This is a genomic window from Desulfosalsimonas sp., assembly GCF_055149105.1.
Genome location: NZ_JBSRLA010000011.1, coordinates 1 through 20,874, shown reverse-complemented (window position 1 = coordinate 20,874; position 20,874 = coordinate 1). Strand labels below are relative to the sequence as shown.

The following is a 20,874-nucleotide window of genomic DNA, read 5'->3' as shown; positions in this document are numbered from 1 at the left end:
GCTAACGCACGAAAGTCAAAACAAAACCGCGCCGATTGCCCCTGATGCATTGCGAAACCGGGGTTTGGGTTATTCTTTTCTTTTCCCTGCCAAGGCCGGTTATCCCTGTTTTACGCCTTTGGCAATGCGCTCGCCAATCTCTTGGTCAATATTTTTCCAGTAATCCAGGGCCCGCTCCAGCACCGGCCCGGATACGCCTTTTTTGAGGTGTCCCACCACATTGGACACCAGCCGGTCGCGCTGGGCATCGTCCATGACCTCGCGCACCAGGGTGCCGGGCTGGATGAAATCGTCATCATCCTTGCGCAGGGTGTCGGCCGCGCGGATAAAATCCCCGCTGGCGCTCCACACGGCATCTTCCGGGTAACGTTTGGGGTCGGCCTGGGGGCCGCCCTTGGAGTTGGGCGCATATACCGGATCAGAGACATTTTCAATGCGCATTCTGCCGCCCTTGCTGTAGCTGTTGACCTGGCTTTTGGGCCGGTTGACCGGAATCTGCTTGTAGTTGCCGCCCAGGCGGGCCCGGTGGGCATCAGCGTAGGAAATCAGGCGGGCCAGGAGCATTTTGTCGGGACTCGGTCCGATGCCGGGGACAAAGCTGTTGGGCTCAAAGGCCGCCTGCTCGATTTCTGTGTGAAAATCAGACGGATTCCGGTTTAACGTCAGGCGGCCCACCTCGTGGAGAGGGTAATCGCTGTGCGGCCAGACCTTTGTCAGGTCAAACGGATTAAACCGGTAGTTTTCTGCATCCTTAAACGGCATGATCTGGACCTTGAGGGTCCAGCTCGGATAATCGCCGCGCTTGATGGCCTCATGCAGATCCCGCCGGTGAAGATCCGGGTCGGTTCCGGCCATGCGGTCGGCCTCTTCATCTGTGAGAAAATCAATTCCCTGATCGGTTTTAAAATGGTATTTCACCCAGAAACGCTCACCTTTGGCGTTGACCCACATATAGGTGTGGCTCGTGTAGCCGTTCATGTGCCGGTAGCTTTTGGGCACCCCGCGATCGCTCATCAGAATGGTGACCTGATGGGCGGTTTCAGGCGACAGGGTCCAGAAGTCCCACTGCATATCATGGTCGCGCAGACCGGAATCGGCACGGCGCTTCTGGGAGTGGATGAAATGCTGGAATTTCATCGGGTCGCGCACAAAGAAAACCGGGGTGTTGTTGCCCACCATATCATAGTTGCCCTCGTCGGTATAAAACTTCAGGGCAAAGCCCCGCACGTCCCGCCATGTGTCAGGACTGCCGGACTCGCCGGCCACGGTGGAAAACCGTGCCAGAACATCGGTTTTGGCGCCCGGCTGAAAAAGACAGGCCCGGGTGTAGTCGCTGACGTCCTGAGTCACCTCAAAATGTCCGAAAGCGCCAGAGCCCTTGGCGTGCGGCTGGCGGTCCGGGATCATCTCCCGGTTGAAATTGGCCATCTGCTCCATGAGGTAATGGTCCTGGAGCAGAATCGGCCCGTCCGGGCCGACAGTCAGGGAAAACTCGTCGCTGGCAACGGGGTTGCCGGCATCGTTTGTCGTGGGTTTGGGATCATCTTTTGCCATTGTTGTGATACCTCCTTTGTGTCATCTGTACCAATTGGCGGAAAATTTGCGAAAACTGCTCTTTTTTTGAAAATGGCATATTTGCAGCCTGTGCCAACACAGGGCAAAATGTTCTATTCCCTAAAACATATTGGCATACACCCAAATGTCAAACCGATTTCCGGGTTTTTGCATGAGATGAGGCCGGCCGATTTTTCATTTTTGCATCATGGCCGCATCCGGGTTATGTTTCCCAAAACTGCGCCTTTACATTCTCTATCCAACCGCCAAGCGCTGAAAGGAAAAGTTTCATGCCCGCAGATCCCGTCCTGTTCGCATTCGGACTGACCCTGCTGGCCGGACTGGCCACGGGCGTGGGCAGTGCTCTGGCCTTTTTTGCCAAACAGACCAACACCCGCTTTCTTTCAGTGGCCCTGGGGTTTTCAGCCGGGGTGATGATCTATGTCTCCATGATCGAAATCTTTTTCAAGGCCCGGGAGTCGCTGGCCGAAATTCTGGGCAAAACAGCCGGCTACCAAATGACCACCCTGGCCTTTTTTGCCGGCATTCTGCTCATTGCCGTGATCGACAAACTGGTTCCCTCATTTGAAAACCCCCATGAAGTGCGAAACGTGGAGGATCTCGAGGAAGTGGCGGCCGTGGCTGAAAAAAACGCCCTGCTGCGCATGGGCATGCTTTCAGCCGTGGCCATCGGGATCCACAACTTCCCGGAGGGACTGGCCACGTTCACCACGGCCCTTCGCGATCCCACCCTGGGCGTGAGCATTGCCGTTGCCATTGCCATCCATAACATCCCCGAGGGCATTGCCGTTTCCGTGCCGATCTATTATGCAACAGGAAGCAGGAAAAAAGCGTTTACCCTGTCGTTTCTTTCAGGCTTATCCGAACCCCTGGGCGCCCTGGTGGGATATCTGATACTCCTGCCGTTTTTCAATGACCTGGTCTACGGGATGCTTTTCGCCTCTGTGGCCGGAATCATGGTGTTTATTTCCATTGACGAACTGCTGCCGACCGCGGAAAAATACGGGGAGCACCACCTGTCAATCTACGGCCTTATCGTGGGCATGGCAGTGATGGCGGCAAGCCTGGTCCTTTTTGCATGACCGTGGGGACAGCTGCATTTTAACGTAAGCGTTAATTTTGATGGCACCGTAAAAAGCCTGATTTCAGATGGTGCCGTAAAAAGTTCAAGATCAAGGCTTGCGCAATTTCGAAAAATGGAGCGTACTTAGCCGTACGTGAAATTCTGAGAAGTTGCGCGTAACGCAGATATTGGACTTTTTACGGCGCCATCAATTTTACCCTTTATTTTTCTTAAAACATTGTTTATATATTCATTCATTGCTTAAAGCACAAACCGGTCATCAAAATTGCAACCTTCAATGTGCATCCAGGAGGTAGCCGACTTATGTCATCCATGGAAATTCCCGCTTCCCTGCCCCGCATCGGAGACATCGTAGACGCCAATGCCAAAAACCGCAAAGACCAGACTGCCCTTGCCTACTATGAGTATGGATTTGAAAACAGCTTTTCCGAATTCAGAGACATTTGCCGGCAGGTGGCAAAGGGCCTGATGGCACTTGGGGTCAAACGCGGCGACCATATCGCCGTATGGGCCAACAATTTACCCGAGTGGGTCTACACCCAGTTTGGCAGCGCCATGGCCGGAGCGGTACTGGTCACGGTCAACACAAACTTCCGGGCTTATGAACTCGAATATCTTTTGGAGCAATCCGACAGCACCACGCTGATTCTCTCCCATGGGGTGCGTGAGCCTGATGAATATCTGCGGATCCTGCGCCGGGTCTGCCCTGAGGTGAACAGTTGCGAACCCGGCAGGCTTGAAACCCAAAACCTGCCGTTTCTCAAAAATATCGTGCACCTTGGCAAAAACGATATTCCCGGCATGTTTACCTGGTCCCGGATGCTGGAGCTGGGCAGCCGCATCCCGGATGCCGAACTCGACCAGCGGGCCCAAAGCCTGGACCCCGATGATGTCATCATGATGCAGTACACTTCCGGCACCACCGGTTATCCAAAGGGCGTGATGCTCACCCACCGCAACCTGATCGGCAACGCCCGGAGCATGGCCGAAATCATGGCCCTGGGCCCTGATGACACCCTGTGCATTCCCGTGCCTTTTTTCCACTGCTTCGGCTGTGTCATCGGCACCATGTGCTGCACGGTTTCCGGGGCCGCCATGGCACCTGTGACCGGATTTGATCCGAAACTGGTACTTGAAACCATTGAAGCTCTGAAATGCACGGCATTACACGGTGTTCCCACCATGTTTATCGCTGAACTCGAAGCCATGGAAAACAGGGGATATGACACGGCTCAGCTGCGCACCGGTGTCATGGCCGGCTCCACCTGTCCGGTGGAGGTAATGAAAGGGGTGATGGAAAAAATGGGGGCAAGGGAGCTGACCATTGTCTACGGCCAGACCGAAAGCTCGCCGGGCATCACCCAGACCCGGCGCGATGATTCCCTAAAAGTCTGCACCGAGACCGTCGGCCGTGCCCTGCCCAACGTGGAGGTCAAAATCGTGGACACGGTCACCGGCCAGACCCTGCCGCCCGGAGAAACCGGGGAACTTTGCAGCCGGGGCTATCACATCATGAAAGGCTATTACAAAATGCCGGAGAAAACCAAGGAAGCCATTGATCCGGACGGATGGCTGCACACCGGAGACCTGGCCAGCATGGACGAGCACGGCAACTGCACAATCCAGGGCCGGTTAAAGGACATGATCATCCGCGGCGGGGAAAACATTTATCCCCGGGAAATCGAGGAATTTCTCTACACCCATCCGGGGATCCAGGATGTCCAGGTCGTTGGCATCACGGATCAAAAATACGGCGAGGAAGTCGCCGCTTTTATCCGGCAAAAAAACGGCAGCAGCCTTTCGGCCGAAGAAATCCGAAACTTTTGCAAGGACCGGATCTCCTTTCACAAAATCCCGCGCTATATCTATTTTGTTGATGAATTTCCCACCACAGCCTCAGGCAAGATCCAAAAGTACAAACTCAGGGAAATGGCCCTGAATCAATCTGCTGATGCGTGAACCGCACCTGACCGCACCGCTGCCCGTCTTATAAAAAATCAACAAGGAGTCCCTGATGCAGACAGACCCAAAAGACGAAAAAGCCTGCTTTGAATCATTAACCCGGCAAAACGTGGAATTTCTGGTCAACCGCTACAACCGCGTCAACCGCTGGGTCATTGCGGACATGATCCGCAGAAGCGCCTATCATCATCCGGACAAAACCGCCCTGATCTTCCAGGACCGGAAGATGAACTACACGGAACTGGAGGCGGCCTGCAACCAGACTGCCAATGCCCTTCTGGATCTGGGTGTGAAAAAATACGACCGGGTGGCGATTCTGGCCCACAACACCCTGCATCACGTTCTGACATGGCTGGGCTGCTGCAAGGCCGGGGCCGTGTATCTGGCCATCAATTATCTGCTGCGCGGCCCGGATATCCAGTATTGCATCAATCACAGCGAAAGCACGGTTTTTATCGTGGAAGACAGCCTCTATGACCTGGTCAAAGAGGTTCTCCCGGAGATGCCCACGGTCAAAACCCTGATCTGGTCCGGACAGGGCGCAGGACAAAACCCGCCGGATGAAAAATTTCTGGAGTTTGACAACTGGTATCAGAAATACCCGGAGACCGAACCCGACACGCTCCTGCGCATTGAGGATCCCTGTCAGATGACTTATACCAGCGGCACCGAATCCCGGCCCAAGGGGGTGATCATCAACCATCAGGCCCTGCTTTCCCAGTACATGGGATGCATTTTTGACGGCGGCTACGAAAGCGCCGACATCAACATCAACGCCCTGCCCATCTACCACTGCGCCCAGCGCGACGTGTTTTTAAATCCCATATTTTACATCGGCGGCACAAATATCCTGATGGGCCCGGATATCGGCCAGATCCTCAAAAACGTGGAAAAATACAGGGCCACCATGCTCTTTGCCCCGCCAACGGTCTGGATCGGCATCCTGCGCCACCCGGAGTTTGACAGCCATGACCTGTCAAGCCTGAAAAAACTCTATTACGGCGCATCCATCATGCCGGTGGAAGTTCTCCGGGAGTTGCTCGAACGCCTGCCCGGAACAAAAATCTACAACTATTACGGCCAGACCGAGCTGGCACCGTATCATACCATTTTAAAGGCCGAGGACGCCTGGGACAAACTGGGGTCAGCCGGCCGGGCCGGGCTCAACATGGAAACCCGGCTTGAGGCCGATACCGGTGAAATTGTCCACGAACCCGGCCGGCCCGGGGAAATCTGCGGCAAAGGCCCCCATGCCATGATGATGTATTTCAAGGACATGGAAAAAACCGATGACGTGATGCGCGGCGGATGGTTTCATTCCGGTGATCTGGGCGAGCTCGATGAGGACGGCTATATCACGGTGGTGGACCGCAAAAAGGACATGGTCAAAACCGGGGGTGAAAACGTGGCCTCCAGGGAAGTGGAGGAAGCCGTCTATACAGACAGCCGGGTGGAGGAAGTGGCGGTCATCGGCGTTCCCCATCCCAAGTGGGTGGAAGCTGTCGCGGCCGTGGTGGTTCCCAGGCAGGGAGAAAGCATCAGTGAAGAGGAAATTCTGGAGATCTGCCGCCAAAAGCTTGCACCGTTTAAGGTTCCCAAAAAAATCATTTTTGTGGACCAGCTGCCCAAAACACCCACGGGAAAACTTTTGAAACGGGATATGCGGGACACATACAAAGATGCATTCGGCGCAGACTGACAAGCCGGATGTGATCATCCGGGAAGTGGCCTTAAGAGACGGACTGCAGTCAGAGTCCGGCTTTGTGGCCACCGGCGACAAGCTCCGTCTGATCCGGGCCCTGGCCGCAGCCGGGGTGGTTTTCCTGGAAACCACCTCCTTTGTCAGTCCCAGGGCCATTCCCCAGCTCAAGGATGCCCTGGAATTGATGGACCGGGTGCCGCGGGGCTTGCTTTGCCACGAAGTCATGGTGCCCAACCTCAGGGGCGCCCGGGCAGCCGCAGATGCCGGTGCTGACCGGCTTATTATGTTTGTCTCCGCATCCGAGACCCACAACCGGAAAAACGTGGGCTGCAGCATTGAGCAATCCATGGCGGATCTCAGGGCCATATCCGGACTGGCCGCAGGCGGCAACATGGCCGTGGCCGCCGCCATTGCCACGGCCTTTGGCTGCCCTTATGAAGGCCGGGTGGACAAATCCGCTGTGCTGGCCATTGCCCGCGGCTTTGTCCGGGAAGGAGCCGACCGGATCACCCTGGCCGATACAACCGGCATGGCCAATCCCAAACAGATCACCGAAACAGTGGCCTTTTTCAAAGACCACCTGCCCAATACGCAAATCTGCCTGCATCTGCACAACAACCGGGGCATTGCCGCAGCCAATCTCTATGCCGGATATCTTGCCGGCATAGAGATGTTTGACACCTCCCTTGGCGGCATCGGCGGATGTCCCAATGTTCCCCTGGCCGCGGGCAACCTGGCCACAGAAGATGTGGCCAACATGTTTGAGGCCATGGGCGTACGCACGGGAATGGGCATTGACGGGCTCATCAGGGCCGCCTGCATCCTGGAAAACATCCTGGGCCGCGCCCTGCCCGGCCAGGTCATGAAAAGCGGCACCTCCGCGTAGCCGCCGGGCTGTTGCGTTTCCGCAAATATCCTGCTAAGGTGTTTTGTTACAAATCCTTACGAATCCTTACATTGTTGTGTTGATATCCGCGGCCATTGCCAAAAGACCGATGATACCTGCAAACAATTGCAAAGATGAATATATGCAGGAAAACCAGATGCACATCACCCTGTCAACAGGCCGCAAAATTGACACTCAGCATGATCTGACCGCCGTGGAGCGCCATATTGTCCAGAAACTTTATGCCTGGGCCGATGCGGTGGACACTGTCGAGGCTTTTAAAAACAAAAGAAAGCAGGCGTTACAAGCCGGCTGGAACGATTCCGGACAAGTGATTGAACGCAGTGTGCTGCGCCAGATCATAGATGACCTGGAAAAAAAAGTAAGAACAAAACTCCGGCACAAACCCGGCGCCGGATAAATGCAAAACCCGTATTACCGGCCTCCCGGACCCAGGATCCATTTCTTCAGCCCTGTGGTGATCCATTTTGCCGGCGCCCCGGATACGGCGTAACCGATGACCGCAAGCATCACAAACATCATGGCCCGGCCGGCGGTATCCATGTCCGGTTCTATCAGATGCGGGCCCAGCAAAGCGCCCAGGCCGATTCCCATGAGAATGCGCCATGAATCGGGCAGAAACAGAATATAAAAAATCACATATGCGGGGGTAACCGGGTGTTTGGGCAAAACCTGTTTTCCTTTGCAGTTTCTACATTGCGGTTGATCCGAAACACGAACTTCGGCTATAGATATGCCGAAACCGATATCATTAAATATTGCAAACCGCAAGTTTGCGATGCGGCCAAAAGGAGGCAAATTGCAGGCACTCAAGGGATTTCAGAAAACCTGGCTCAGGGGGCGGGCCCATGACATCAAGCCGGTGGTGTTCATCGGCCAGAAAGGCCTGTCCCCGTCGGTGATCGAGGCGGTTGCCGATGCCATTGACACCCATGAGCTCATCAAGGTCAAATTTCTGGATTTCAAGGATAAACAACAAAAGCAGGCCATTGCCCAAACCATCAGCGAACAGACCGGATCGGAACTGGTGGGGATGATCGGGCACATGGCCATATTTTTCCGCCAGCACCCGGAGCCGGAAAAACAAAAAATCCGGCTGCCGGATCGCGCCAAATAATGAAAAGCAAAAAACCCGGTGTTTACCCACACCGAATCTGCCAAAAGGTTATTTTACAGGTCACAAACCCATCATCTTTATATACCGGGCAACAGAAAGGATTTTTTCATGAGCCGGCAGCAGCCAGACAAAATTATCTGCTCAATGAACCGCGTGAGCAAGTATCACCATAAAAAACCAATTATTGAAGACATTTCCCTGTCGTATTTCTACGGCGCCAAAATCGGGGTGCTTGGATTAAACGGAGCGGGCAAAAGCACCCTGCTTCGCATCATGGCCGGAGCAGACACCCAGTACAACGGCGAAATGGCCATGAGCCCGGGCTACACTGTGGGCTTCCTGGAACAGGAACCGGTTCTGGATGACGAAAAAACCGTGCGCCAGGTTGTGGAGGAAGCGGTTGCCGGCACCATGGAACTGATGGACGAATACAACCGGATCAATGAACAGTTTGCCGAGCCCATGAGCGATGAGGCAATGGACAAGCTGATCGGCCGCCAGGCAGATGTTCAGGAAAAACTCGATGCCGCCGATGCCTGGGACATTGACGCGCGTCTGGAGATGGCCATGGACGCCCTGCGCTGCCCTGAGGGCGACACACCGGTAAAAATCCTTTCCGGCGGAGAACGCCGCAGGGTGGCCCTGTGCCGGATTCTGCTGGAAAAACCCGACATCCTGCTGCTCGACGAACCCACCAACCATCTGGATGCGGAAACCGTCGCCTGGCTGGAACGGCATCTGCAGCAATACGAAGGCACCATTATTGCAGTCACCCATGACCGGTATTTCCTCGACAACGTGGCCGGCTGGATCCTGGAACTGGACCGGGGCCGTGGCATTCCCTGGAAGGGCAACTACACCTCATGGCTGGAGCAGAAGCAGGAACGGCTCCGCCAGGAGGAAAAGGCCGAGTCCCAGCGCCAGAAAACACTGGAGCGGGAACTGGATTGGATCCGCATGTCTCCAAAGGCCCGGCAGAGCAAGTCCAAGGCGCGGATCAATGCCTACGAACAGCTGTTAAACGAGCAGTCTGCAGACCGGGCAAAAGAAATGCAGATCTACATCCCGCCCGGCCCCCGCCTGGGCAAGGTGGTGGTGGAGGCAGACAGCGTTTCCAAGGGCTACGGCGACCGGCTTTTGTTTGAAAACATGTCCTTTCACCTGCCGCCGGGCGGCATTGTTGGCGTTGTGGGCCCAAACGGGGCTGGCAAGACCACCCTGTTTCAAATGATCACCGGCAAAGAGCAGCCGGATACCGGCACCCTGCGCATCGGTGATACCGTGCGCCTGGCCTATGTGGAGCAAAGCCGCGCCAGCCTGGATCCGGAAAAAACCGTGTGGGAGGCCGTATCCGACGGCGAGGACATCATCCGGCTCGGCAGCGTGGAGGTCAAGTCCAGGGCCTATGTATCCAAATTCAATTTTTCCGGCGCTGACCAGCAGAAAAAAGTCGGGATGCTTTCCGGTGGTGAGCGCAACCGGGTGCACATGGCCCGGATGCTCAAGCAGGGGGCAAATATGATTTTGCTTGACGAGCCCACCAACGACCTTGATGTCAACACCATGCGCGCCCTGGAAACAGCCCTGGAAAACTTTGCCGGATGCGCGGTGGTCATCAGCCATGACCGGTGGTTTCTCGACCGGATCGCCACCCATATCCTTGCCTTTGAGGGCGACAGTCAGGTGATATGGGTGGAGGGCAATTATGCCGACTACGAGCAGGACCGCAAAAAGCGTCTGGGCGAAGCGGCGGAAAGGCCCCACCGAATCAAGTATCGGCGCCTGAGCCGGCAGTAGAAATGTTTGGATACCGCCTGGCTGCAAAATTGAATTCGCGTTTTTTATTGACTGGTATTTTTAGCTGTGTTAGAAATTTTACCTTTATCAAGCTGGTAAGTGTGCCGGCCCGTTGATGGCAATGCAAAATGAAGAAACAGAAACAAAGTGCTTTCAGGGACCTTGCTTACTATAGCGGCCTTGGATTTTCCATTGCACTTGCAATATTTATCGGGTTATTTATCGGCCTGGGAATCGACAGATTGTTTGACACCACGCCGGTATTCATGTTTATTTTCCTTTTTTTCGGCATCATTGCCGGTTTCAATAATATTTACAAGGTGATCAAACGCAGCAGCAAAAATTGAGGATTTAGATGGTCATACAACAGCGTCTGCTCAAATTCATCATGCGGACGAACTGGTGCCTGCTTGCAGCCGCCAGTATAGTCGGATTTGCCGCTACTCAGCTGCATTTTGCCCTGGGCATCGCTGCCGGCGGCCTGATTGTGACACTTAATTTTCATCTGCTGTACAGAAACCTGAAACGCTCTCTGACCCCGCCGCATCTTGCCTCTCACAACGTAGTTCTGCTTAAGTACTATATCCGGTTTATCCTGACCTGCTTTATCATCTTTCTGCTGATTGCAGGCGGATATGTTGAACCACTTGGCTTGGTTCTCGGCCTTTCGATTGTTGTGGCAAGCATAATGCTCGGCACCATCCGGGAATTTATAAAACTTATATACAAGGAGGCGGTCTGAAGTGGAACATCCATACCTATTTTTCGTAAAGCTGTTTGAGCTGATCGGTTTGGGGCATTTTGCGCATGAATATCCCCATGTGGTATACAGCTGGGCTGTAATGGTGCTGCTAATCATCGTCGGCGCTCTTGGCGCTAAGCATATCAGCATGATACCGGGCAAGGTCCAGAATGTATTTGAAATGATTATTTCCGGCCTTGAGGAATTCACCGTTAGTATGGCCGGTGAAGAAGGACGCCGGTTTTTCCCGTTTGTGGCAACCATTTTTCTCTACATCTTCTTTGCCAACCTTGCCGGCCTTGTACCGGGATGTTTTTCCCCAACTGCTGATCTGAACACCACCCTGTCGTGCGCCATACCGGTATTTTTCTTTACCCACTATGTTGGAATCAAAATGCACGGCGTTCATTACATCAAGCATTTCCTCGGCCCTGTCTGGTGGATGATTCCAATTATCCTGCCCATTGAGATCATAGGCCATCTTGCGCGTGTTTTATCCCTATCTTTCCGACTGTTTGGAAACATAATGGGAAAAGAACTTGTGCTCGGTATCCTTTTTATGTTAGCCGGTGCCTTTTTTGCGCCCCTGCCCATAATGGCCTTGGGAGTGTTTGTCTCTTTTGTGCAGGCCTTTATCTTCTATCTGCTGGCGGTTATGTATTTCACTCTGGCCATGGACGAGGCCCATTAAAAAAATAATATTATGCGGGGTTATATATACGGTTTTTGGAAGAAGCCGCAACATCAACTTATATCAAGGGAGGTTTGTAAATGGAAATTGAAGCTCTAAAGTTTTTTACCGCTTGTGTAACAGTAGCCGGTTTTGCCATCGCGATTGCGGCATTCGGCTGCGGCATCGCCCAGGGTATCGGTCTGAGATCCGCAGTGGAGGGAATCGCGCGGAACCCAGAATCCTCTGGTAAAGTTACCGTAACCCTTCTTATTGGTCTGGCACTTATCGAATCCCTTTGTATTTATGCATTGGTGGTGTCACTGATCATTATTTATGCAACCCCCATGGCAGGTACCGTTACCAAGCTGCTTGGCGCATAAACCCCTGATCTTGTTTGAAATACAAAAGGCCTTTTACCCGGCAATTGCTTGGTAAAAGGCCTTTTGTATCAAAACCCAAAAAAATTTACAGCACCTGCCGCAAAAACACACCGGTATGAGAATCGGAAACAATTGCCACATCCTCGGGCGTACCCTCTGCGATCACAAATCCCCCTGCATCTCCGCCTTCGGGCCCCAGGTCAATGATGTGATCGGCATACCGGATCACATCCAGATTGTGCTCGATGACCACAACCGTGTTGCCCGCCTCCACCAGCTGATTTAACACGCCCAGCAACTTTTTGATATCCTCCATGTGAAGCCCGGTGGTGGGCTCGTCGAGAATGTAGAAGGTACGGCCGGTATCCCGGCGGGCCAGTTCCCGGGAAAGTTTCACGCGCTGGGCCTCCCCGCCGGAAAGAGTTGTGGCCGGCTGGCCCAGGCGGATATAGCCCAGGCCCACGTCCACAAGGGTCTGGAGTCTGGATCGGATATGACCGATACTGGAGAAAAAGGCCATGGCCTGATTGACCGTCATATCCAGCACTTCTGCAATATTGAAGCCCTTGTACTTGACTTCCAGGGTCTCGCGATTGTAACGCCGGCCATGACATACATCACAGGGCACGAAGATATCGGGCAGAAAATGCATCTCGATCTTGATGATGCCGTCTCCGCTGCATGCCTCACACCGGCCGCCCTTGATGTTAAAGGAAAACCGTCCGGCCTTATAGCCCCGCATCCGGGCTTCGGGTGTCTTGGCAAACAGCTCCCGGATAAAGGTAAACACTCCTGTATAGGTCCCCGGGTTGGACCGGGGCGTACGGCCGATGGGCGATTGATTGATATTGATGACCTTGTCAATGTGCTCAAAACCCTCGGCAGCCGCATGCGTGCCCGGAGGAACGCCCGAGCGGTGCAGTCGCCGGGCCAGTATCCGGTACAGGGTTTCGAGGACCAGGGTGGATTTGCCGGATCCGGAAACACCGGTCACACACACAAAACAGCCCAGGGGAAAACGCGCGTCAATGTTTTTGAGATTGTTCTGCGCCGCCCCGCGGATCACAAAGCCGGCACCCGTGGCCGGTCGCCTTGATTCGGGGGTTTTAATTTGTCTTTTGCCGGCCAGATACTGACCGGTCAGGGAAGTTTCCGAGGCCTCCAGCTGATCCGGCGGGCCGGCAAACACCAGGTGCCCGCCTTTGACCCCGGCCTCCGGGCCCATATCCACCACAAAATCCGCTGACCGGATGGTTTCCTCGTCATGCTCCACCACCAGGACAGTATTGCCCAGATCCCGCATCTGCTTCAGGGTGGTCAGCAGCCGGAGATTATCTCGCTGGTGCAGGCCAATGCTGGGTTCATCAAGCACGTAAAGCACGCCCGTGAGCTTGGAGCCGATCTGAGTGGCCAGACGGATACGCTGGGCCTCTCCCCCGGACAGGGTCGCTGCGGCCCTGTCCAGGGTCAGGTAGGACAAGCCGACGTTTTGCAAAAACGCCATCCGGTCTGTGATTTCCCGGATAATCCGGTCTGCGATTTTCGCATTCTTGCCTTCAAGCTTCAGGTCCCGGAAAAAAGCGTATGCCTGCTCAACCGAAAAACCTGAAATTTCAGGAAGGGTCACCCGGGCCACGCGCACGGAACGGCTCACCGGGTTTAAGCGCGTGCCCCCGCATTCCGGGCACGGCTTAAAATTCATGTATTGCTTTATCTCTTCTCTGGCCGCGCTGGAATCGGTCTCCACATACCGGCGCTGCAAATTGGGAATCACCCCTTCAAAGGGCCGGGTAAAATCCATCCTGCGATTTCCCCGGCTCATGGAAAACGGAATCTCCTCATCACCTGAGCCGTAGAGAAGCACATGCCTGAACTGTTCCGGCAGTTCGCGGTAGGGGCGGTAAATGTCTGCGCCGTAATGGCAGGTCAGGGCTTCGATGAATTCGGCAAAATGCACGGAACTGCGATTGGCCCAGGGCCGGATGGCCCCTTCGCGGATGGACAATTCCGGATCAGCCACAACCAGATCCGGATCAAACTCCATGGTGGTGCCCAGCCCGTCACATTTGGGACACGCGCCCTGGGGGGAATTAAAGGAAAAGCTCGCCGGGGTCAGCTCGGGATAGCTGATCCCGCATTGCATACAGGCCGCGGTCTCCGAAAACACAATGGGACCGGCGTCCTTGTCATCCACAGCATCCACTGCAGCGGTGCCCTCGGAGTGGGACAAAGCCAGCTCCAGGGAATCGGCCAGGCGGTTTTTCATGTTGTCCTTGACCACCAGCCGGTCCACCACCACCTCAATGGTGTGTTTTCGTTTCTGATCCAGTTTGGCCAATCCGTCGAGTTCCCGGACCTGCCCGTCAACACGCACCCGGGCAAAGCCTTCCCGCCTGAGCCAGGCCAGCAGTTTTTCATGGGTGCCTTTCTGAGCGGCCACCAGGGGGGCCAGGATCAGAATCCGGGTGCCCGGCTGCATGGCCATGACCCGGTCGACCATCTCGTCAATGGTCTGAAAGGAAATGGGCCGGCCGCATTTGTGGCAGTGAGGGGTGCCTGCCCTGGCAAACAGCAGCCGGAGATAATCATATATCTCGGTAACCGTGCCCACGGTGGAGCGCGGGTTGTGGCCGCCGCTTTTCTGCTCGATTGCAATGGCCGGCGAAAGCCCTTCAATATGGTCCACATCCGGCTTTTCCATCCGCTCCAGAAACTGCCTGGCGTAAGTGGACAAAGATTCCACGTACCTGCGCTGGCCCTCGGCATACAGGGTATCAAAAGCCAGGGTGGACTTGCCCGAGCCAGACAGCCCGGTAATCACCACAAGGCGGTTTCTGGGCAGATCCAGATCAATGTCTTTGAGGTTATGCTGGCGCGCGCCCCGAATAATGATGTAATCAGATGAGATGGGCATGGCTGGCAAGCTGGCTTCAGGCCGGATGCTTGATTCTGCGGGCATGATCAGCGGCCATTTCAATGGCTGCCATGAGGCTGCCCGGATCGGCAATGCCTTTTCCGGCGATGTCATAGGCAGTGCCGTGATCCACGGAAGTCCGGATAATGGGCAACCCCAGGGTGGTATTGACCCCGTCGTGGAAATGCACCATCTTAAAAGGAATCAGGCCCTGGTCATGGTACATGCACACCACAGCGTCATATGCACCGTTAACAGATTGATAAAACACTGTATCAGCCGGATGCGGTCCCGTGGCCAAAATCCCTTGTGAGGCCGCAGCGGCAGTGGCCGGCCGGATCACACGGGCTTCTTCATGGCCAAACATTTCCGCTTCACCGGCATGGGGGTTTAAGCCGCATACGGCAATCCTGGGCCCGGCAATGCCGAACCGGGACCCAAGGGCCTGGTGGGTCAGCCGAATCACGGTGGCAATCCGGTTTTCATCCAGTGCAGCCGGCACTTCCCGCAGGGCCTTGTGAATGGTGACCAGCACCACACGAAGACGACTGCCGGCCATCATCATGGCATATTCCCGGGCGGCCGTTCGCTGTGCCAACATCTCGGTATGACCGGGATATGTCCCCCCGGCCAGCTTCATGGCCGCCTTGTTGATGGGGCATGTGACCAGGGCATCGATCTGGCCGCTTTTGGCCATATCGATGCCGGATTCAATATAGCCGATCATGGCCCGGCCGGTTTCCGCAGAAGGCTCCCCCCATTTGTGCGCATCACCGCAAAGCCCGGATGCCGGAAACAGATTGATAACTCCGGGTTCGTAAACAGCGGTTTGCAAATCATCCACGGCCCGGATTTTAAGCCCGGTGCGGGCAATGCCTGCAGCCATGTTCATGATCTCAGGATCGCCGATCACCACCGGACGTGCGGAATCATATATTTCCGTGTAATCCAGGGCCATGCAAAGAATTTCCGGTCCCACGCCCACGGGATCACCCATGGTGATACCGATCAGGGGCCGCTGATCACCTTCCATCCAGACCTCCGGGGTTTTTGAATTGTTTCAGGAATCGGGCCAAAAAAAACAATATAACAAAAACCCCGGAGCATCACAACAGGCAAAGCCATGGAACCGCTGCAACTAATTGGACCGGACCCTTGCATGGACGATTTCGCTTTCATCGGCCCGCTGGCGGTTTTGCTCAAACTCCCTGCGGCGGCGCTCAATGTTTTCGGGTGCCAGGCCGCAATGCTGCATCCACCTGGCAGCCCAATCTTTATAGCCTTCCTCCTGCCAGGCCCGGTCCATTACCTGCTGCACGCCCCTGGCGTATTGGGCCATTTCCGGAGCCAGACGGGTAAACATGACTTCCGCCCCTTCATGGGTGGGCTTTGCATTGTTTTCCCGAATAATGCGCCACATGGTCTGGGGATGGTCAATCATGGGACATGGCCGCAGGGTGTTGTAGCAAAAGGGCTGCTCTGATCGGATGGAACGAAAAAATGAGGAATTGAGCGCCTCTTTGAGGCTTTTTTCATGGATATTGTCTGTTGCAAAATGACAGAAAATGCACGGCTCCACATCGCCGCGGTGATTGACATGGAAATAGAGCCGTCCGCCGGCAATGCATCCGCCCGACAGCACACCGTCATTCCAGAAATCCACCAGCAGCACCGGCTTGCTGTCCCGGACATACTGCTGAAACCTCCGCATCTGGTTTCGCTGTTCAGGCGTGGGCATCAGGCTCATATCCGGATCATTTCCCACGGGCATAAACAAAAACATCCACCCGTACAAGGCCCCTTTTCCCACCAGAAAATCGATCCATTGATCCGAGCAGATGACATCCATATTCCGGCGGGTCACCAGGGAAGAAAACCCAAAGGCGCACCCGGTCTGCCGAAGCAGATCCATGGCCCGGATGCACTTGTCAAAGGAACCCTTGCCCCGAACCGCATCAGTGATTTCAGCCGGACCATTGATACTGATCTGGGGAGCCACGTTGCCGAGCTCCACAAGCTTGTCCGCTGTTTTTTCATCAATCAGCGAGGCATTGGTATAAACCTGATAAAAAGACTTGTCATGCTTTTCTATGACTTCGAGCAAATGGGGATAGATAAAGGGTTCTCCGCCCAGGATGGTAAAAAAATTAATGCCCATTTCCTCTGCTTGGCTCAGGACCCTGTCAAAGGTTTCCGGGTCCATGTCATCTTTTCGCTCATAGCTGCCGGCATAGCATCCCTGGCAGCGGTAATTGCAGCGCATGGTCGGGGATATGAGCATGGTGGGCGGGGGCTGGATGCCGAATTGTTTCCGGGCGCGCCGGGGTGCTTCGGGATCACGGAAAAACATGCTGGCCACCATTCGGGCCACGTACCGCTGGCGTACCCGGGGATGGGTGTTATCCACCACCCGCTTCAAGAACTGCCGGCCCGGGCCGTTTTCCCGCATCCAGTGGTGAAACCACTGGCGTATCATTTCCTGTTTTTCACCGCTTGCAATATGATCCACCGCCTTTAGCACATACCCGGCGTTTTTATCCGGATCATCGCCCAGATATTTCAGCGCCTGGCCCAGTGCCTTTTCCGCCAGGGTTCTGCGGGGCATCATGTCACGCCATCCTTTCAGATGTATAGCCATGGTCACCTCCAATGGTTGGGGTTATAAATCCAATATTGATGGCACCATCTGAAATCAGACTCTTCACGGTACCATCAATATTTGCGTATCCCCAAAAGGATATAGAACACCAAAGCGAATATGAAGGTGCTGTGTACAAGATCCGCTTGCACTGCGAAGGTAGATCTGCGCCGATTGAAACGTCTGATCGGAAAGAACCGCGCCGGCGAGGATGACTTCTGCTGAGTAACTTGTGATTTATATTCAAAATAAACAGTTTTCATGATTTGTCAATTGCTTCCGCCCCATGCCAAAGTCCGGTTCTCTGACGGCAATGCCCTCCGGTTTACACCAGAAATCCGGCCACTGCACCGGTCATGCAGGTGGCCAGGGTGCCGGCAATAATGGAGCGCAGCCCCAGGGAAGCAATTTCATGGCGGCGCTCCGGGGCCATGCCGCCGAGCCCGCCGATCATAATACCCAGACTGCCGGGATTGGCAAACCCGCACAGGGCATATGACATGATCAAAATGCTTTTGGGGCTTAAAACTTCCGGTGCCGTCCGGGTCATGTCCACATAGGCGATCATCTCGTTGAGCACGGTCTTGGTTCCCAGCAAAGCACCGGCCGCCTGGACTTCAGCCCAGGGAATGCCCATCATCCAGACCAGGGGGGAAAACAGCCAGCCGAAAATCCGCTGCAGGGTCAGGGGCTGGCCCGCAACGCCGGGAAACAGGCCCAGACCCGTGTTGATCAGGCTGACCATGGCCACCAGAACTATGATCATGGCAATAATGTTTAACAGCAGTTCCATGCCCTGCAGGGTCCCGCGGCTTAACGCATCCATGGCGCCGCAGGCTTTGGTTGGCTGTGTGAGACCGGCCCCGGTGATTTCACCGGTTTCCGGCACCATGATTTTTGCAATCACAATGGCCGCAGGCGCACTGATGATGGAAGCCGTCAGGATGTGGCCCATGACATTGGGCACCAGGTCAGAAAGAATGCTGGCATATACCACCATCATGGTCCCGGCGATGGTGGCCATGCCCGAGACCATCACAGCAAACAGCTCGCTTCGGGTCAATTTGGCCACGTATGGCCGAATCAAAAGCGGCGACTCCACCATGCCAACGAAAATATTGGCCGAAACCCCCAGGCTTTCAGCGCCCCCTAGCTGCATGGTTTTTTCAAAAATACGGGAAAACCCCCGGACAATTGCCTGAAGAATGCCCCAGTAAAAAAGCAGGGCAGACAGGGCGCTGATCACCAGCACCAGGGGCAGGGCCTGGAAGGCCAGGATAAATGTGGCCTGCGGGTCTGTGACCGCAAAAGGCGGATTTTCGCCGGCAAGGTATCCGAAAACAAATCCGGTGCCGTCCATGGTTGCCTCCTGCAAGGCCAACACCGCCCGGTTTAACCAGGCAAAAATCCGCGCACAATACGGAAATTTCAGCAGGGCCACGGCCAGAAGCACCTGCAGCCCCAGGCCGGCGGCCACGGTGCGCACGGGAAACCGGCGCCGGTTTTCACTCAGCAGCCAGGCAATGGCCACAAACAAAAAAAATCCCCCGATGCTTCTTAGAACCATGTTTGTCCTTTCGCCGTGATCAGAGCACGGCTTTGCGGATGCCGGCCCTGGGCATCAACACAAATACCAGCACCAGCTGAATGCCGAGTCCGGCCCCGCTCATGAGCAAAGCCGACAGATACGCGGCCCGGTAGGCCATCACCGATGCAAACCCCATAAACTCCATGATATCCACCACCGGTCCGGCAATCAGGGTGCCGGCCACTCCCCAGGACAGAAACAGGGTGGCATTAAAATATCCAAACCACCGCCCCCGCTGCTCCGGCGGGATTAAAATGGAGGCCATGGCATAGGAAGCCGCCAGAATAATCACCTCCCCTGCCCCACGCAGGAAACTGGCGGCAAAAATCAACCACAGCTGATCGGCAAATGCAAAAATCAACAGATATGCAATGGCAGCCAGGGCCCCTGCGCACACCGCCCGCCCGTTTCCGATCCGCCTTCCGATGTGGCCGGAAAAAACACCCAGCAGCACAATGGCCGCAGACTCGGTATTGACAATATGGCTGAGCATTTCACTGGAAACAGCAAAGCCGGATTCCAGGAAAAGATACTGGGACTGAATGATGGTCACGCAGTTGCGGCCGAAATTGATCAGGGTCATGGCAATGAGAAAAATGATATACAGGCGCAAAGAATCGGCCGCACACATTGGACCACAGTCCGGATCCGCAGGCGGATGCCGGCTTGTCCCCCCTTCGGGCAGAAACAAAACCGGCACCATGGCAATTAACATTACGGCTGCGGCCACGAAAAAAAGCACCCCGGATTCAAAGCCCCAGCCTTCGTACATCGCGCCCAGACCGTCATAGAGCTGGCCGCCGATCCAGATCCCCAGCAGCCGGCCCAGGCCGCCCACACTGGCCAGTCTGCCCTGAACCTCGTTTCGCTTTTGTTCCGGGTACAAATCCGATATCAGTGCGCTCCAGCCGATATTGCTCATTGACCAGAACATCTCCACCACGGCCAGACCCAGAATAATCACGTAGCCCGCCTGATACGGCGATGCCGCCATCACGTGGGCGGCCCAGATCAGCACGGTGCCCACGGCGCCTGAAAATTCCCCCCATAAAATCAGGGTGCGCCTGAGCTGAAGCCGGTCTGAAAGCCGGCCCCAAAAAAAGGTCTGGGCGATGATATTGGCCAGCATGGGAAGGGTTGCAAAAAGGGTGGTTTCTGTAACGGAAAGATCCAGGTAATAGCGAAGGTAAATCGACAGGTAGGAGTAAAAAAGGCCCCTGCGGAACATGGCCAGGGCCTGAAAAGAGCCGATACCCCAGAATATTGAAAAAGACGGCCGAATCTGCATTTCCTGCATCTCCGGGCGGTTACGTGAAACACACGTGCAATGAATCCGGCAGCGCCGGGCAGATCCGGGTCAGACGTGTCCACTTCAGGCTGGACATGAGGGTATCAACCTGTTTATAATCGGTTTATGACAACAAAGAAATCCAAAACAAGACAATTGCGCACAACCCTGCATTTTTATCTCATCCGGCTGCCTGCGGTGTTTGTGCTGGCCCCTCTGGGATTTATCCTTGAATTTGCAATGACCTTTCCCTGGAAACCGGTGGTCGCCCTTGACAGCCGACGGCCCGGGCACGGAAAAAAAGTTAACCGTACGTGAATTTCTGAGAAATTGCGCGCAACGCAGATATTAAACGTTTCCGGTGCCATTAAACTTGATGACACCGTAAAAAGTCTGATTTCAGATGGCGCCGTAAAAAGTTCAAGATCAAGGCTTGCGCAATTTCGAAGAATGCAGCGTAGTTATCCGTACGTGAAATTCTGAGAAATTGCGCGTAACGCAGATATT

18 protein-coding genes are annotated in these 20,874 nt (G+C 54.9%); 11 read left to right on the top strand and 7 right to left on the bottom strand.

From position 1 onward, the window contains the following. Positions 1 to 99 precede the first annotated feature (99 nt). Positions 100 to 1,554, bottom strand: coding sequence for a catalase (locus ACTCIA_RS04105; protein ID WP_463000532.1), 1,455 nt, complete (start codon positions 1,552 to 1,554; stop codon positions 100 to 102). Positions 1,555 to 1,844: 290 nt separating this feature from the next. On the opposite strand from ACTCIA_RS04105, the gene zupT reads away from it, so the two are divergent. The 5 genes from zupT to ACTCIA_RS04080 all read left to right on the top strand — a co-directional run bounded on the left by zupT (position 1,845) and on the right by ACTCIA_RS04080 (position 7,630). Continuing rightward, positions 1,845 to 2,657 carry a zinc transporter ZupT gene (zupT, locus tag ACTCIA_RS04100; RefSeq protein WP_463000531.1) on the top strand — a complete coding sequence of 271 codons (813 nt, stop codon included), beginning with the start codon at positions 1,845 to 1,847 and terminating at the stop codon, positions 2,655 to 2,657. Positions 2,658 to 2,962: 305 nt separating this feature from the next. Beyond that, positions 2,963 to 4,618: an AMP-binding protein gene (locus ACTCIA_RS04095; protein ID WP_463000530.1), complete on the top strand. Its 1,656-nt coding sequence runs from the start codon at positions 2,963 to 2,965 to the stop codon at positions 4,616 to 4,618. A gap of 55 nt (positions 4,619 to 4,673) precedes the next feature. Further along, entirely contained in the window at positions 4,674 to 6,320 is a 1,647-nt protein-coding gene (locus tag ACTCIA_RS04090) for a fatty acyl-CoA synthetase (RefSeq protein ID WP_463000529.1), read from the top strand. Beyond that, entirely contained in the window at positions 6,301 to 7,209 is a 909-nt protein-coding gene (locus tag ACTCIA_RS04085; protein WP_463000528.1) for a hydroxymethylglutaryl-CoA lyase, read from the top strand. Before ACTCIA_RS04090 ends, ACTCIA_RS04085 begins: the two co-directional genes overlap by 20 nt. 142 nt (positions 7,210 to 7,351) lie before the next feature. Next, positions 7,352 to 7,630, top strand: coding sequence for a hypothetical protein (locus ACTCIA_RS04080; protein ID WP_463000527.1), 279 nt, complete (start codon positions 7,352 to 7,354; stop codon positions 7,628 to 7,630). Positions 7,631 to 7,644: 14 nt separating this feature from the next. On the opposite strand, the gene ACTCIA_RS04075 is transcribed toward ACTCIA_RS04080, so the two are convergent. Further along, the gene (locus ACTCIA_RS04075; RefSeq protein ID WP_463000526.1) at positions 7,645 to 7,899 is read right to left on the bottom strand and encodes a hypothetical protein; all 255 of its coding nucleotides are present in this window, start codon (positions 7,897 to 7,899) and stop codon (positions 7,645 to 7,647) included. A 130-nt stretch (positions 7,900 to 8,029) separates the two neighbouring features. On the opposite strand from ACTCIA_RS04075, the gene ACTCIA_RS04070 reads away from it, so the two are divergent. From ACTCIA_RS04070 to atpE, 6 genes are all read left to right on the top strand, one after another. After that, positions 8,030 to 8,347, top strand: coding sequence for a YhbY family RNA-binding protein (locus tag ACTCIA_RS04070; RefSeq protein WP_463000525.1), 318 nt, complete (start codon positions 8,030 to 8,032; stop codon positions 8,345 to 8,347). A 108-nt stretch (positions 8,348 to 8,455) separates the two neighbouring features. Next, on the top strand, positions 8,456 to 10,144 hold the full coding sequence (gene ettA / locus ACTCIA_RS04065; protein WP_463000524.1) for an energy-dependent translational throttle protein EttA: 1,689 nt from the start codon (positions 8,456 to 8,458) through the stop codon (positions 10,142 to 10,144). Between the two features lie 128 nt (positions 10,145 to 10,272). Continuing rightward, entirely contained in the window at positions 10,273 to 10,491 is a 219-nt protein-coding gene (locus tag ACTCIA_RS04060; protein WP_463000523.1) for an AtpZ/AtpI family protein, read from the top strand. Positions 10,492 to 10,499: 8 nt separating this feature from the next. Next, entirely contained in the window at positions 10,500 to 10,886 is a 387-nt protein-coding gene (locus tag ACTCIA_RS04055; RefSeq protein ID WP_463000522.1) for an ATP synthase subunit I, read from the top strand. A gap of 1 nt (position 10,887) precedes the next feature. Continuing rightward, complete coding sequence (atpB, locus tag ACTCIA_RS04050; RefSeq protein ID WP_463000521.1) at positions 10,888 to 11,577, top strand: F0F1 ATP synthase subunit A; 690 nt, start codon at positions 10,888 to 10,890, stop codon at positions 11,575 to 11,577. An 80-nt stretch (positions 11,578 to 11,657) separates the two neighbouring features. After that, a complete protein-coding gene (gene atpE, locus ACTCIA_RS04045; protein WP_410268720.1) occupies positions 11,658 to 11,939 on the top strand; it encodes an ATP synthase F0 subunit C in 282 nt (93 codons plus the stop codon). A gap of 85 nt (positions 11,940 to 12,024) precedes the next feature. Here the strand turns inward: atpE and uvrA are convergent, their stop codons facing one another. The 5 genes from uvrA to ACTCIA_RS04020 all read right to left on the bottom strand — a co-directional run bounded on the left by uvrA (position 12,025) and on the right by ACTCIA_RS04020 (position 20,367). Further along, positions 12,025 to 14,847, bottom strand: coding sequence for an excinuclease ABC subunit UvrA (gene uvrA / locus ACTCIA_RS04040; protein ID WP_463000584.1), 2,823 nt, complete (start codon positions 14,845 to 14,847; stop codon positions 12,025 to 12,027). Between the two features lie 22 nt (positions 14,848 to 14,869). After that, positions 14,870 to 15,886 carry a 4-hydroxythreonine-4-phosphate dehydrogenase PdxA gene (gene pdxA, locus ACTCIA_RS04035; protein WP_463000520.1) on the bottom strand — a complete coding sequence of 339 codons (1,017 nt, stop codon included), beginning with the start codon at positions 15,884 to 15,886 and terminating at the stop codon, positions 14,870 to 14,872. A gap of 105 nt (positions 15,887 to 15,991) precedes the next feature. Beyond that, a complete protein-coding gene (locus tag ACTCIA_RS04030) occupies positions 15,992 to 17,491 on the bottom strand; it encodes a radical SAM protein (protein ID WP_463000519.1) in 1,500 nt (499 codons plus the stop codon). 325 nt (positions 17,492 to 17,816) lie between these two features. Next, positions 17,817 to 19,058 carry a NupC/NupG family nucleoside CNT transporter gene (locus ACTCIA_RS04025; RefSeq protein ID WP_463000518.1) on the bottom strand — a complete coding sequence of 414 codons (1,242 nt, stop codon included), beginning with the start codon at positions 19,056 to 19,058 and terminating at the stop codon, positions 17,817 to 17,819. Between the two features lie 19 nt (positions 19,059 to 19,077). Then, a complete protein-coding gene (locus ACTCIA_RS04020; RefSeq protein ID WP_463000517.1) occupies positions 19,078 to 20,367 on the bottom strand; it encodes an MFS transporter in 1,290 nt (429 codons plus the stop codon). Positions 20,368 to 20,874: the final 507 nt, after the last annotated feature.

What these genes read in the sequence shown, in the direction of transcription:
- ACTCIA_RS04105 (WP_463000532.1), bottom strand. Translation starts at nt 1,554, where the DNA reads ATGGCAAAAGATGATCCCAAACCCACGACAAACGATGCCGGCAACCCC.
- zupT (WP_463000531.1), top strand. Translation starts at nt 1,845, where the DNA reads ATGCCCGCAGATCCCGTCCTGTTCGCATTCGGACTGACCCTGCTGGCC.
- ACTCIA_RS04095 (WP_463000530.1), top strand. Translation starts at nt 2,963, where the DNA reads ATGTCATCCATGGAAATTCCCGCTTCCCTGCCCCGCATCGGAGACATC.
- ACTCIA_RS04090 (WP_463000529.1), top strand. Translation starts at nt 4,674, where the DNA reads ATGCAGACAGACCCAAAAGACGAAAAAGCCTGCTTTGAATCATTAACC.
- ACTCIA_RS04085 (WP_463000528.1), top strand. Translation starts at nt 6,301, where the DNA reads ATGCATTCGGCGCAGACTGACAAGCCGGATGTGATCATCCGGGAAGTG.
- ACTCIA_RS04080 (WP_463000527.1), top strand. Translation starts at nt 7,352, where the DNA reads ATGCAGGAAAACCAGATGCACATCACCCTGTCAACAGGCCGCAAAATT.
- ettA (WP_463000524.1), top strand. Translation starts at nt 8,456, where the DNA reads ATGAGCCGGCAGCAGCCAGACAAAATTATCTGCTCAATGAACCGCGTG.
- ACTCIA_RS04060 (WP_463000523.1), top strand. Translation starts at nt 10,273, where the DNA reads ATGAAGAAACAGAAACAAAGTGCTTTCAGGGACCTTGCTTACTATAGC.
- ACTCIA_RS04055 (WP_463000522.1), top strand. Translation starts at nt 10,500, where the DNA reads ATGGTCATACAACAGCGTCTGCTCAAATTCATCATGCGGACGAACTGG.
- atpE (WP_410268720.1), top strand. Translation starts at nt 11,658, where the DNA reads ATGGAAATTGAAGCTCTAAAGTTTTTTACCGCTTGTGTAACAGTAGCC.
- pdxA (WP_463000520.1), bottom strand. Translation starts at nt 15,886, where the DNA reads ATGGAAGGTGATCAGCGGCCCCTGATCGGTATCACCATGGGTGATCCC.
- ACTCIA_RS04030 (WP_463000519.1), bottom strand. Translation starts at nt 17,491, where the DNA reads ATGGCTATACATCTGAAAGGATGGCGTGACATGATGCCCCGCAGAACC.
- ACTCIA_RS04025 (WP_463000518.1), bottom strand. Translation starts at nt 19,058, where the DNA reads ATGGTTCTAAGAAGCATCGGGGGATTTTTTTTGTTTGTGGCCATTGCC.
- ACTCIA_RS04020 (WP_463000517.1), bottom strand. Translation starts at nt 20,367, where the DNA reads ATGCAGATTCGGCCGTCTTTTTCAATATTCTGGGGTATCGGCTCTTTT.